At 70.7% G+C, this 12777-nt stretch carries 10 protein-coding genes; 9 read left to right on the top strand and 1 reads right to left on the bottom strand.

Annotated features, from left to right (window positions below; translation table 11 throughout):
* The first annotated feature begins 67 nt into the window (after positions 1–67).
* The 4 genes from ppgK to AC3EO4_RS15745 all read left to right on the top strand — a co-directional run bounded on the left by ppgK (position 68) and on the right by AC3EO4_RS15745 (position 6261).
* A complete protein-coding gene (ppgK, locus tag AC3EO4_RS15760; protein WP_379573773.1) occupies positions 68–787 on the top strand; it encodes a polyphosphate--glucose phosphotransferase in 720 nt (239 codons plus the stop codon).
* Positions 788–874: 87 nt separating this feature from the next.
* A complete protein-coding gene (hrpA, locus tag AC3EO4_RS15755) occupies positions 875–4738 on the top strand; it encodes an ATP-dependent RNA helicase HrpA (RefSeq protein WP_431896223.1) in 3864 nt (1287 codons plus the stop codon).
* Between the two features lie 98 nt (positions 4739–4836).
* Positions 4837–5682, top strand: coding sequence for an alpha/beta fold hydrolase (locus tag AC3EO4_RS15750; RefSeq protein ID WP_379573771.1), 846 nt, complete (start codon positions 4837–4839; stop codon positions 5680–5682).
* A gap of 132 nt (positions 5683–5814) precedes the next feature.
* A complete protein-coding gene (locus AC3EO4_RS15745) occupies positions 5815–6261 on the top strand; it encodes a PaaI family thioesterase (RefSeq protein WP_379573770.1) in 447 nt (148 codons plus the stop codon).
* Positions 6262–6520: 259 nt separating this feature from the next.
* On the opposite strand, the gene AC3EO4_RS15740 is transcribed toward AC3EO4_RS15745, so the two are convergent.
* Positions 6521–7189: a FadR/GntR family transcriptional regulator gene (locus AC3EO4_RS15740; RefSeq protein WP_379573769.1), complete on the bottom strand. Its 669-nt coding sequence runs from the start codon at positions 7187–7189 to the stop codon at positions 6521–6523.
* A 76-nt stretch (positions 7190–7265) separates the two neighbouring features.
* Between AC3EO4_RS15740 and AC3EO4_RS15735 the strand changes: the two genes are divergently transcribed.
* The 5 genes from AC3EO4_RS15735 to AC3EO4_RS15715 are packed head-to-tail and all read left to right on the top strand — an operon-like array spanning position 7266 to position 12718.
* The gene (locus AC3EO4_RS15735; RefSeq protein WP_431896220.1) at positions 7266–8426 is read left to right on the top strand and encodes an amidohydrolase; all 1161 of its coding nucleotides are present in this window, start codon (positions 7266–7268) and stop codon (positions 8424–8426) included.
* Positions 8423–10042: an ABC transporter substrate-binding protein gene (locus AC3EO4_RS15730; protein WP_431896218.1), complete on the top strand. Its 1620-nt coding sequence runs from the start codon at positions 8423–8425 to the stop codon at positions 10040–10042. Before AC3EO4_RS15735 ends, AC3EO4_RS15730 begins: the two co-directional genes overlap by 4 nt.
* Positions 10039–10968, top strand: coding sequence for an ABC transporter permease (locus tag AC3EO4_RS15725; protein ID WP_431896216.1), 930 nt, complete (start codon positions 10039–10041; stop codon positions 10966–10968). Before AC3EO4_RS15730 ends, AC3EO4_RS15725 begins: the two co-directional genes overlap by 4 nt.
* Positions 10965–11762, top strand: coding sequence for an ABC transporter permease (locus AC3EO4_RS15720; protein ID WP_379573765.1), 798 nt, complete (start codon positions 10965–10967; stop codon positions 11760–11762). The genes AC3EO4_RS15725 and AC3EO4_RS15720 overlap by 4 nt, the downstream gene beginning before the upstream one ends.
* Entirely contained in the window at positions 11759–12718 is a 960-nt protein-coding gene (locus tag AC3EO4_RS15715) for an ABC transporter ATP-binding protein (protein WP_431896214.1), read from the top strand. Before AC3EO4_RS15720 ends, AC3EO4_RS15715 begins: the two co-directional genes overlap by 4 nt.
* Positions 12719–12777 lie beyond the last annotated feature (59 nt).

The following is a 12777-nucleotide window of genomic DNA, read 5'->3' as shown; positions in this document are numbered from 1 at the left end:
GTGACGCGAGATACGTGGGAGGATTGCGGCGGGTTCATCACGACTTTTCGGGGGCAGGGTCAGGGACATGGACGTTCTCGGCATCGACATCGGCGGCTCCGGCATCAAGGGCGCCCCGGTGGACGTGAAGGAGGGCAGGCTGACCGCCGAGCGGCTGCGCATCCCGACGCCGCAGCCGGCCAAGCCCGAAGGCGTGGCCGAGGTGGTGTCGCAGATCGTCGAGCACTTCTCGTGGGACGGTCCCGTCGGCGTCACCTTCCCCGGCGTGGTCGTCAACGGCGTCGTGCGGACCGCGGCCAACGTGCACCACTCATGGGTGGGCGTCGACGCGAGCAAGCTGTTCGGCGGGGCGCGGGTGGTCAACGACGCCGACGCGGCGGGCATCGCCGAGATGGCCTACGGCGAGGGCCGCGACCGCGAGGGCGTCCTGCTCATGCTGACCTTCGGCACCGGCATCGGCAGCGCGCTGTTCACCGAAGGCAAGCTGGTGCCCAACACCGAGCTCGGCCACCTGGAGCTGCACGGGAAGGACGCCGAGCGCCGGGCCTCGGACAAGGCGCGCGAGGACCACGACCTGTCGTGGGAGAAGTGGGCCGAGCGCGTCGAGGACTACCTCAAGCACGTGGAGATGCTGTTCTCCCCCTCCCTGATCATTCTGGGCGGCGGGGTGAGCAAGAAGGCCGACAAGTTCCTGCCGCACGTGAAGATCGACACCCCCGTGGTGCCCGCCGCGCTGCAGAACGAGGCCGGCATCATCGGCGCCGCCCTGCTGGCCTCCTCCGGGTGAGCGGCCCCTCCCGGTAATTGGGATGCGGGCCAGGGAATGAGTCGGGCACGATGAGCGGTTGATCCGCATGCATATCCTGATAGCAGTATGGGAACGCCTTCCTTGATCTCCTCGCTCACCGATCTCCAGTCACGCCTGCCCTCGTTGATGCCGCGCGACCAGCGGCGACTTCGGCGCAGGCTCGACGGCGCGCGCCGCGTGCGCTCCCGCGAAGCGCAACAGAAGATCGCCGCGGAGATCCTCGCCGACGTCGAACGCGCCGAACAGCGCGTGACCCGCCGCCGCGAGGTGGTGCCCGCCGTCCGGTACCCGGAGAACCTCCCCGTCTCGCAGCGCAAGGACGACATCCTGGAGGCGATCCGCGACAACCAGGTCGTGATCATCGCCGGTGAGACGGGCTCCGGCAAGACCACCCAGATCCCGAAGATCTGCCTGGAGCTGGGCCGCGGGGTGCGCGGCGTCATCGGCCACACCCAGCCGCGCAGGATCGCCGCCCGCACGGTGGCCGAGCGCATCGCCGAGGAGCTCGACACCACGCTCGGCGACGTCGTCGGCTACAAGGTGCGTTTCACCGACAAGGCGAGCGACTCCACGCTGGTCAAGCTGATGACCGACGGCATCCTGCTGGCCGAGTTGCAGAACGACCGGCTGCTGGAACAGTACGACACGCTGATCATCGACGAGGCCCACGAGCGCAGCCTCAACATCGACTTCATCCTCGGCTATGTCAAGCAGCTGCTGCCCAGGCGACCCGACCTCAAGGTCATCATCACCAGCGCCACGATCGACCCCGAGCGCTTCTCCCGCCACTTCGACGACGCGCCGATCATCGAGGTGTCCGGGCGGACCTATCCGGTCGAGGTGCGCTACCGGCCGCTGTCCGAGGACGACGACCAGACGCAGGGCATCGTCGACGCCTGCAAGGAGCTGGTGGTCGAGGGGCAGGGCGACATCCTGGTGTTCCTGTCGGGCGAGCGGGAGATCCGCGACGCCTTCGACGCGCTGTCCAAGGCCGAGTTCCGCAACACCGAGATCCTGCCGCTGTACGCGCGGCTGTCGGCCGCCGAGCAGCACAGGGTGTTCCAGTCGCACACCGGCCGCAGGATCGTGCTGGCCACCAACGTGGCCGAGACGTCGCTGACCGTCCCCGGCATCAAGTACGTCGTCGACCCCGGCTTCGCCCGCATCTCCCGCTACAGCCACCGCACCAAGGTGCAGCGCCTGCCGATCGAGGCGATCTCGCAGGCCTCGGCCAACCAGCGAAAGGGCCGCTGCGGCCGTACCTCCGACGGCGTGTGCATCCGCCTGTACGAGGAGGAGGACTTCCTCGCCAGGTCCGAGTTCACCGACCCCGAGATCCTGCGCACGAACCTGGCCAGCGTCATCCTGCAGATGACGACGATCGGGCTCGGTGACATCGCGGCCTTCCCCTTCGTCGAGCCGCCCGACCAGCGGCAGGTGCGCGACGGCGTCAACCTGCTGCAGGAGCTGGGCGCCTTCGACGCCGCGGGCGGGCTGACCGCGATGGGGCGCAAGCTCGCCGCCCTGCCGGTCGACCCGCGCCTGGCGCGCATGGTGCTGGAGGCGGAGAAGAACGGCTGCGTGCGCGAGGTGATGGTGATCGCCTCCGCGCTGTCCATCCAGGACCCGCGCGAGCGGCCCTCCGACAAGCAGCAGCAGGCCGACGAGAAGCACCGCCGTTTCGCCGACCCCGAATCCGACTTCCTGTCCTACCTCAACCTGTGGAACCACCTGAAGGAGAAGCAGAAGGAGCTGTCCTCCAGCGCGTTCAGGCGGCTGTGCAAGGCGGAGTTCCTCAACTACCTGCGGGTGCGCGAATGGCAGGACATCTACAGCCAGCTGCGTCAGGCGCTCGGCGCCCACCCCAACAGCCAGGACGCCTCGCCGTACCAGATCCACGTCTCGTTGCTCGTCGGGCTGCTGTCGCACCTGGGTGTCAAGGACGTCATGGACAAGAAGTCCGGTGACGGGCGCAGGCCCATCCAGGAGTACATCGGGGCGCGCAACGCGCGCTTCGCGATCTTCCCCGGATCGGCGCTGGCCAGGAAACAGCCGGCGTGGGTGATGTCGGCCGAGCTGGTGGAGACCAGCAGGCTGTGGGCGCGCGTCAACGCCAAGATCGAACCCGACTGGGTCGAGCCGCTGGCCCAGCACCTGGTCAAGCGCACCTACTCCGAGCCGCACTGGGAGAAGAAGCAGGGCGCCGTCGTCGCCCTGGAGAAGGTCACGCTGTACGGCGTGCCGCTCGTCGTCGGCCGCAAGATCGGTTACGGCAAGATCGACCCCGAGCTGTCGCGCGAGCTGTTCATCAGGCACGCGCTCGTCGAGGGCGACTGGGACACCCACCACGCCTTCCTGCGCGAGAACAGGCGGCTCCTGGAGGAGGTCGAAGAGCTGGAGAACCGCGCCCGCCGCCGCGACATCATGGTCGACGACGAGGCGCTGTTCGACTTCTACGACCATCGGGTGCCCGCCGACGTGGTCTCCGCCAGGCACTTCGACGCCTGGTGGAAGAAGCAGCAGGACAAGGCGCTGCTGACGTTCTCCCCCGAGATGCTGGTCAACGAGGGCGCGGACGTCAGCGCCCGCGACTACCCCGACACCTGGCGGCAGCTCGGCCAGCGCATGAAGCTGACCTACCAGTTCGAGCCGGGCACCGAGGCCGACGGCGTCACCGTGCACGTCCCGCTCCAGGTGCTGAACCAGGTCAGCGCCGACGGCTTCGACTGGCAGATCCCCGGTCTGCGCGAGGAGCTCGTCACCGCGCTGATCAGGTCGCTGCCGAAGAACGTCAGGCGCAACTTCGTGCCCGCGCCCAACTACGCCAAGCAGGTGCTCCAGCACGTCAAGGCCGGAGGCGAGCCGCTGCTGGAGGCTCTGGAGCGGGAGCTGCTGCGGCTGACGGGCGTGCGGGTGCCGCGCGAGGCGTGGCAGCTCGACCAGCTGCCCGACCACCTGCGCGTCACCTACCGGGTGATCGACGAGCGCAAGCGGACCATCGCCGAGGACAAGGACCTCGACGCGCTGAAGAAACGCCTGGCTCCCAAGCTGCGGCAGACGCTGTCGGCGGCGGGCGACGACCTCGAGCGCAGTGGGCTGACCACCTGGAGCATCGGGACGCTGCCGAAGGTCTTCGAGCAGGGGCGCATGAAGGGCTACCCCGCGCTGGTCGACGCGGGCTCGTCGGTCTCCGTGAAGATCTTCGAGACGCAGGCCGAGCAGCGCAGGTCCATGTGGCTCGGCACCAGGCGGCTGCTGCTGCTGAACGTCACCTCGCCCGCCAAGTCGCTGCTCGGTGGCCTGTCCAACCAGGCGAAACTGTCCCTGTCGCGCTCGCCGCACGGCGGGGCGGTGGCCCTGTTCGACGACGTGGTCAACGCGGCCGTCGACGAGCTGACGCGCGACGTCGGCGGACCCGCGTGGGACCCGGTCTCCTTCGACCGGCTCTACCAGCAAGTGCGGGCCGAGCTGTACGACACGTCGGCGCGGATCCTGTCGAAGGTCGAGCAGATCCTGGCCGCCTGGCACGACGTCAACCTCAAGCTGGGGGCGCTGCGATCGTCCGCGTCGACGGAGGACGTGCGCGAGCAGCTCGGCAAGCTCGTCCACCCCGGCTTCATCACGGCCACGGGCTCGGCGCGGCTCTCCGACGTCTCCCGCTACATCAGGGCGATCGACCGGCGACTGGCCAAGCTCCCCGAGGAGCCGTGGCGCGACGTCGAGTGGATGGACAAGGTGCACAAGGTCGAGGACGACTACCTCGACGTTCTCGACAAGCTGCCACCGGCGCGGCGGACGGACCCTGACGTCGTGGAGATCCAGTGGATGATCGAGGAGCTGCGGGTCAGCTTCTTCGCCCAGACCCTCGGCACCCCCACCCCGATCTCCGAGAAGCGCATCGGGAAGGCGTTGGACAGACTCCTCCCCTGACGCCGAGGGCCTGGGCCCTTGGCGCGCTCCGCCCGGGTCGGCTCGCGCCTGCCCGGGATGAACCGGCACCGTCCGGTCGTCGTCGATAGGCTCGGCTCATGGTGACGGAGCTTGATCTGGGCGTGGGCGACGGCCGTACGCTGCACGTCTACGACACGGGCGCGGATGGCGGCCGCGACCGTCTCGCCGTCTTCTGGCACCATGGCACGCCGAACATCGGCGCGCCGCCCAAGCCGCTCTTCCCGGCCGCCGACCGGCTCGGCATCCGCTGGGTGTCGTACGACCGGCCCGGGTACGGCGGATCGACCCCCGACCGGGGCCGGGACGTGGCGTCGGCGGCCGCTTGCGTCTCCGCCGTCGCCGACGCCCTCGGCATTGATCGCTTCGCGGTGATGGGCCACTCCGGTGGCGCGCCCCATGCCCTCGCGTGCGGCGCGCTGCTACCCGGGCGGGTTCTGGGCGTGGTCGGCGTGGCCGGGCTCGCACCGTTCGGCGCCGACGGGCTCGACTGGTTCGCGGGCATGTCGGCCTCGGGCGTGGCGTCCCTGCGCGCCGCCGTCGAGGGACGCGCCTCGAAGGAGACGTACGAGGCGTCCGCCGCGTACGACCCGGACATGTTCTCCCCGGCGGATCACGCCGCCCTCGCCGGTGGATGGTCCTGGTTCGGTGAGGTCGTCGGCCCGGCCGTGGAGGCGGGCACGGGCGGGCTGATAGACGACGACCTCGCCTTCGTCGCCCCGTGGGGCTTCGACCCGGCCCAGGTGGCCGCGCCGGTCCTGTTGTCGCACGGTGACCTGGACCGGGTCGTGCCCAGCTCGCACGGCCGCTGGCTCGCGCGCCACTGCCCGTCGGCCGAGCTGCGGCTGTCCCCGGAGGACGGCCACATCTCGATCCTCGACTCCGCCGTCGCGGCGTTGGAGTGGCTCAGGTCGCGCATCGGGTAGATCTCAGGCGCGGGGCGTCGAGCCTGAGCGGCAGGTTCCAGGTCGGGCCCCGCGCAGACCGGACGGTCGGGCGCGTGGGCGGTCCGGTTCCGGCCCACCGGGTACCGGGACAACGAGCGCGGAGGAGGAGAGATGAGCGGGCGATCCGGGCCGTTCTGGGACGCGGTGGAGGGGCGGTCACCGCTGCCTCGTGCCGCGGCCACACTGGGGTTGGAGTTCCTCGACGCGGACGTCGAGAACGGCACGATCGAGCTGGCGTTCACCGCGACCGACGACTTCACCAATCCTTCGGGCAACGTCCTGGGGGCCTTCCTCGCGGCGATGCTCTACGACACGGTGGGGCCCGCGCTCCTCGCCACGCTGCGGCCCGACCAGTTCCAGTCCACCCTGGAGCTCAAGGCGAGCTTCCTGCGGCCGGTCCGTCCCGGCCGGATCTTCGGCAGGGGTCGCGTGGTCCACCGCGATGGAGACGTGGCCCACCTGGAGGCCTCGCTCCTCGATGCCGATGAGGCGATCATCGCCACGGCCACCGCAACAGCCAGGATCATCGACCTCGACCGAGCGGCGGCCGCGCCTTGACGCCACCCCCGAGGGTGCCCCACCGGCAGATCGATCCCGGACCGGCCGCGGCCGCGCGCTGACGCCACCCCTGAGTGGCGCCCGGCCGGAGGGCGCCCGGAGACGCCGGCGAGCGCGACGTCGCTTCCTCGCCTCCGGCAGGCGCTGCGCGGCGACTCGGCCGGTCCGGACGGAGGTCACCGGCCAGGACGCGGACACGCCGGCGGATCACGTGTCGGGAGTTCCGAGCCGCCGCCGTGAGGTCCGGGGGCACACGGTCCTACAGGTCGCTCTGCTGCTGGTCGAGGATGGCGAGCGCCACGGACACCGCCGTCGAGGCGTCCCCCGCCTCGATGGCCGCAAGCAGTTCGTCGTGCGAGGTGTCCGATTCCAGCACCGCCCTTTCCATGCAGTGGTCGCTCCGCACGCTGTCGCGCAGGGCGTCGCTCATGCTGCGGTACAGGTCGCCCAGCACCGGGTTGTGCGCGGCCTGGGCGACCAGCAGGTGGAAGTCCACATCGGCGTCGGCGAAGGCGTCCACGTCGACCGAACGGCCGGCCTCGACCCTGCGGGCCAGCGCCTCCTTCATCAGGGCGAGGTCCTCGTCCGTCCGTTTGACGGCCGCCAGCCGTGCCGCCACCAGGTCGAGGCCGCGCCGTACGTCGATGATGTCCATCGCCGCCGCCCTGTCAAGCCGACGCCTCAGGGCCACCTGTGACTCGTCGCTGGCCGTCACGTAGGTGCCGTCACCCTGCCTGGTGGTCAGCAGTCCCGCGTGGACGAGCACCCGTACGGCCTCGCGCACCGACAGCCTGCTCACGCCCAGGGAGGCGGCCAGCTGGCTCTCCGACGGGATCTTGCTGCCGACCGGCCACGCCCCGCTCACTATCTCCTGGCGCAGTTCGGCGATCGCGGCGTCGACGAGCGAGATCCGGCCCACGTTCCGCATCAGTCCTCTTCTCTAAACATCTGATGTCTGATAACTCTAGTGCGGAGTTCTCCTCAGAGTAAGGGGATCACCTCCCATGAGCTCCGTGCTGTTCACCAACATCCGTCCCCATGACCTGCTGGTCGTCGACGGCCGCATCGCCGACCCCGCCACCGCGCGGGAGAACACCGTGACCGTCGACGGGAAGGGCGCGCTCGCGCTTCCCTCCCCCGTCGACGCGCACATCCACCCTGACAAGACGACGTGGGGCCAGCCGTGGCTGAGCCGTGCCCACGCCGAGACGCTCATGGATCTGATCGAGGGCGACGTGCGGGCGCGCGCCGAGATGTCAGCGTCGGTGGCCGAGCGGGCGGGGGCGCTGATGGACGCCGCCGTCGCCCGCGGCACGCGGGCCTGGCGCGCCCACGTGGACGTGGCCCCCGTATACGGCCTGGCCAACGTGCACGGCGTGCGCGAGGCCGCGCAGGCCCGCAAGGACCTGCTCGACGTCCAGATCGTCGCCTTCCCCCAACTGGGCCTGCTGACCAGGCCGGGCACCGCCGACCTGATGGAGCGTTCCCTCGCCGAGGGCGCCGACGTCATCGGCGGCCTGGACCCCATCGGCATCGACGGCGACCTGGACGGCCACCTGGACGTGCTGTTCGGCATCGCCGAGCGGACCGGCGCGCCGATCGACATCCATCTGCACGACGGCGGCGAGCAGGGCATGGCCCAGGTGAAGGAGATCGCCCGCCGCGCCGGCGGGCACTCCGTCACCATCAGCCACGCCTTCTGCCTGGGCGAGGGCACCGCCGAGAGCAGGGCCATGGACGACCTGCTCGCGCGCAGCGGGGTGGCGCTGGCCACCTGCGCGCTCGGCGCGGATCCCGTCCTGCCCGTCGGCCCGCTGACCAGGGCGGGCGTGCTGCTGGCCGCGGGGTCCGACGGGGTCCGCGACCCCTGGACGCCGTTCGGCGACGGCGACATGATCGCGCGGGCGCACCTGCTCGCGTATCGCACCGACGCCCGCACCGACGAGGAGCTGGCCGCTTGTTACGCGGTCGCGGCGCACGGGGGCGCCGCGCTGCTCGGTCTGGAGCGGGTCGAACTCCAGGTCGGCGACCCCGCCGACTTCGTGCTGGTGCAGGGCGGCTCGGTCTCCGAGGTCGTCGTGGACCGGCCCGTCCCCCTGTTCGTCGTCCGTGGCGGGGTCGTGATCGCCCAGGACGGACGCCTCCTCGAAAGGTCCCTTCGATGATCCGTCGTGCCGTACCCCTCGCAGGGCTCGCCCTTGCCCTCGCCGCCTGCGGCGGCGCGCCCCAGCAGCAGGCGCAGGCGCCTGCGCAGGACACGCCTGCGGCGCTCGACCTGAAGACCTCGACCACCGCGGCGGCCAAGGGCCTGGACAAGGTGACGTGGAACCTGCCGTACGAGCCGCAGACCGTCGACCCGATCAGGTCGTTCAACTACGCGGAGAACACCGCGCTGGCCAACATGTGCGAGAGCCTGCTGCGGCTCACCCCCGATTTCCGGGTCGAGCCGGGCCTGGCGGAGAAGGCGGACAACCCGACGCCGACGACCTGGGTCTACACGATCAGGAAGGGCGTGAAGTTCTGGGACGGCAAGGAGCTGACCGCCAAGGACGTGGCCGCCAGCCTGAACAGGCATCTGGACCCGGCGCTCGGCACCTGGTGGGGTGACTACTTCCACACCGTCGACACGATCGAGGCGACCGGGCCGATGCAGGTCACGGTGACCCTGAAGCAGCCCGACGTGCTGTTCAACCAGGCCATGGCCACGGCGGCGGGCGCCATCGTGTCGGAGGAGTACGCGGGCAAGAAGGACCTGGGCTCGCCGACCACCGGCGTCATGTGCACCGGGCCCTTCACGTTCAAGGGGTGGAAGCCGGGTGACTCGCTCACGCTGGCCCGCAACGACTCCTACTGGGACCCTGCGCTCGCCGCGAAGTCCAAGGAGCTGGTGTTCCGGTTCATCGCCGACGAGACGACCGCGGTCAACGCGCTGCGCTCCGGCGAGGTGGACGGCCAGTACTTCTACCTGCCGCCCGCGGGGCTGGCCCAGTTGCGCGGCTCCACGACCGGGTCGGTCACGCTGGGCAAGTCGCTGACGTTCTGGACGCTGCTCAGCGCCGCCAAGTCGGGCCCCTACGCCGATCCGAAGGTCCGCCAGGCGCTCTCGCTCGCACTCGATAGGGCGGCCATCTCCAAGGTCGTCTTCCAGGGCACCGCCGCCCCCCAGCGCACGCTCGCGGGCGCCGAGTACTGGGGCTACGAGCAGGCCGCCTTCAAGCAGGCCTACGACGCGTTGCCGCCGGAGACGCAGGACCTGGCCAAGGCCAAGCAGCTGCTGACCGAGGCCGGCTCGCCGACCCAGCCGATCACGATCGGCATCCAGGGCAGCGCGGCCACGCACGAGCAGACCGCCAACCTGATCAAGGCCACGGGTGAGGCGCTCGGCCTGAAGATCGAGATCAAGGTCATCCCGGTCGAGCAGTACGGCAACCTCTACAGCGACCCGAAGGCGCGTGAGGGCATCGACGCGTTCTTCTCCACCTGGTACGGCAACGTGCCCGACCCGCTCGACATCTACACGGTGTTCCTGGCCGGCGGCAGGACGAACTTCAACGACTACCCCGCCGTGGACGCCGACATCAAGAAGGCCAGGGCCGAGTACGACCCGGCGGCCCGCGCCGCGCTGGTCACCGCCATCCAGGACAAGGTCACCCGTGACGTGGCGTGGATGCCGTTGAACAACCTGCCGGTGATCCTCTACATGAACAACAGGGTCACGGGCGCCGTTCCGTCCTTCCCCTACCTGTACTACCCGTGGGCCGCCGGCCTGGGGGCCAAGTGAGGTTCGCGTTGAAGCGGCTGGCAGGACTCGCCGTGGTCCTGCTGGTCGCCTCCTTCCTCGTGTACGGCCTGCTGTACCTGGTGCCGGGCGGCCCGATGGCCTTCCTGCTCGGCAACAGGAGCGGCACGCCCGAGCAGGTCGCCGCGATCAGGGCGCAGTACCACCTGGACGACCCTTTCCTCGTGCGTTACGTGTCGTGGCTGCGCGACGCGGTGACCGGCGACTTCGGCAGCTCGCTCGTCTACCGGCAGGACGTCTCCTCGCTCATCGGCTCGCGGGTGGCGACCACCGCGCTGCTGGTGGTCTACGCGACCGTGCTGATCTCCATGGGAGGCGTCGCGATGGGCCTGCTGGCGGGCCTGCGGGGCGGCAGGGTCGAGGGCGTCATCGGCGTCGTCTCCTCCGTCCTGCTGGCCACGCCGCCGTTCGTCGTCGGCGTGCTGCTGGTGATCGTCTTCGCGCTCGGGCTCGGCTGGTTCCCCGTCTTCGGGGCGGGTGAGGGCCTGCCCGACCGTCTCTACCATCTGACGCTGCCCGCGATCACGCTGAGCCTGGCCAGCGCCGCCTTCCTCGCCCGCATCACCCGCGCCTCCGTGCAGGAGGAGCTGGGCCGCGAGCACGTCGAGACGGCCCGGGCCCGCGGCTTCGCCGAGCGGCACGTCGTCAGGCGGCACGTGCTGCGCAACGCCTCGATCCCCGTCGTGACGGTGACGGGGCTCAACATCGCGGGCCTGATCGCCGGCTCGGTCGTGGTCGAGAACATCTTCGCCCTCGACGGGCTCGGCTCGCTGTTCGTCCGGGCGATCCTGCAGCGCGACTTCGCCATCGTCCAGGCGGTGGTGCTCGTGCTCGTGACCGCCTTCGTCCTGATCAACCTCCTGGTGGACCTGTGCTACTCAGCTCTCGATCCGCGCCTTTCGCGGTGACCCGCCTGGGCGGCCTGGGTACGGCGTCCGCCGTCCTGCTGGCCGCCGTGGCGGCGGTGACCCTGCTGGCGCCGCTGCTGGCGCCCTACGATCCCGACTTCCCCGACCTGATGAACGCGCTCAGCGGCGGCACGGCGGCGCACCCGCTGGGCGCCGACGCGCTCGGTCGTGACGTGCTGTCCAGGCTCATGTACGGCGCGCGGACCACGCTCATCGGCCCCGTCCTGATCATCTGCGTCTCCACCGTCGCGGGGACCACGCTGGCGATCGCCGCCGCGTGGGCGGGTGGCAGGGTCGACGCGGTGATCTCGCGGCTGCTCGACATCCTGTTCGCGGTGCCCGGCATCGTCTTCGCCCTGGTCACGGTGGCCGTCCTCGGCCCTGGCATCCCGGGTGTGGTGACCGGTCTGGCCGTGGCGTACACGCCCTATGTCGCCAGGGTGGTGCGCTCGGCGGCGCTGCGCGAGCGAAACCTGCCGTACGTGGCGGCGGCGTGGGTGCAGGGCCGGTCGGCCTTCGCCATCTGCACCCGCCACCTGCTGCCGAACCTGCGGCCGATCATCGTGGCGCAGTCGGTGTCGGCGCTGGGCTTCGCGGTGATCGACGTGGCCGCGGTCTCCTTCCTCGGGCTGGGCGTGCAGCCGCCCACCGCCGACTGGGGGCTCATGGTCAAGAGCGGGCTGGACAGCGCGCAACGCGGCCAGCCGCTGGAGGCGGTCGCGGCGGGCGTGATGATCGCGCTGGTCGTGGCCGCGGTGAACGTGCTGGGCGACCGGCTGGGGAGGCGGCGATGAGCCTGCTGTCGATCGAGAGGCTGGCGCTGGCCGTTCCCGCGGGGCGCGAGTGGAAGACCCTGGTGGAGGAGGTCGACCTGACGATCGGCCGCGGCGAGGCCGTCGGCCTGGTCGGCGAGTCGGGCTCGGGCAAGTCGATGACCGCCCGCGCGGTCATCGGGCTCACGCCGCCCGGCGCCAGGCTCAGCGGGAGGATCCTGTTCGAGGGTGTCGCCGTGCCGTCCGGCAGGGCGCTGCGCGAGCTGCGGGCCAGGCGGATCGCGATGATCTTCCAGGATCCCCGGGCGCACATCAATCCGGTGCGCAGCGTGGGCGACTTCCTGACCGAGGCGATGGTGACCAATCTGGGCGTCCCCGCCCGGGAGGCGGTCGCGCGTGCGGTACGGCTGCTCGCCGAGGTGGGGATCGGCGACGGGGCGCGGCGGCTGCGGCAGTACCCGCATGAGCTGTCGGGCGGCCTGCTGCAGCGGGTGATGATCGCCTCGGTGCTGGCGGTGGAGCCGGACCTGATCCTCGCCGACGAGCCGACGACCGCCCTCGACGTGACGACGCAGTCGGAGGTCATGGCGATCCTGGACGACCTGCGCCGCGAGCGCGGCATGGCGATGCTGCTGATCACGCACGATCTGGAGTTGGCGGCGGCGACCTGCGACAGGCTCGCGGTCATGTACGCGGGAAGGATCGTGGAGGCCAGGCCCTCGCACGAGCTGACCGCCGCCCCCCTGCACCCCTACACCAGCGGGCTGCTCCTCTCGCGCCCCAGCCTGGAGGAGGTCGCGCACCGGCTGCCCGTGATCCCGGGACGGCCCGTGGCCGCCTTCGAGGCCGATCCCGGCTGCGCCTTCGCGCCCCGCTGCGCGCACGCCATGCCCTCGTGCGGCGAGGCACGGCCGTCCTTCGACGGCACGGTCGCCTGCGTCCGCGCCGCCGAGCTGACCCTTCAGGGAGAGCCATGACCGGGCTCGTCGAGGTCATCAGCAGTCACAGCACCTTGGTCATGAGACCGGCGAAGGAG

The sequence above is a fragment of the Nonomuraea sp. bgisy101 genome, from assembly GCF_057708945.1.
This window is presented reverse-complemented; position numbering and strand designations above follow the sequence as displayed.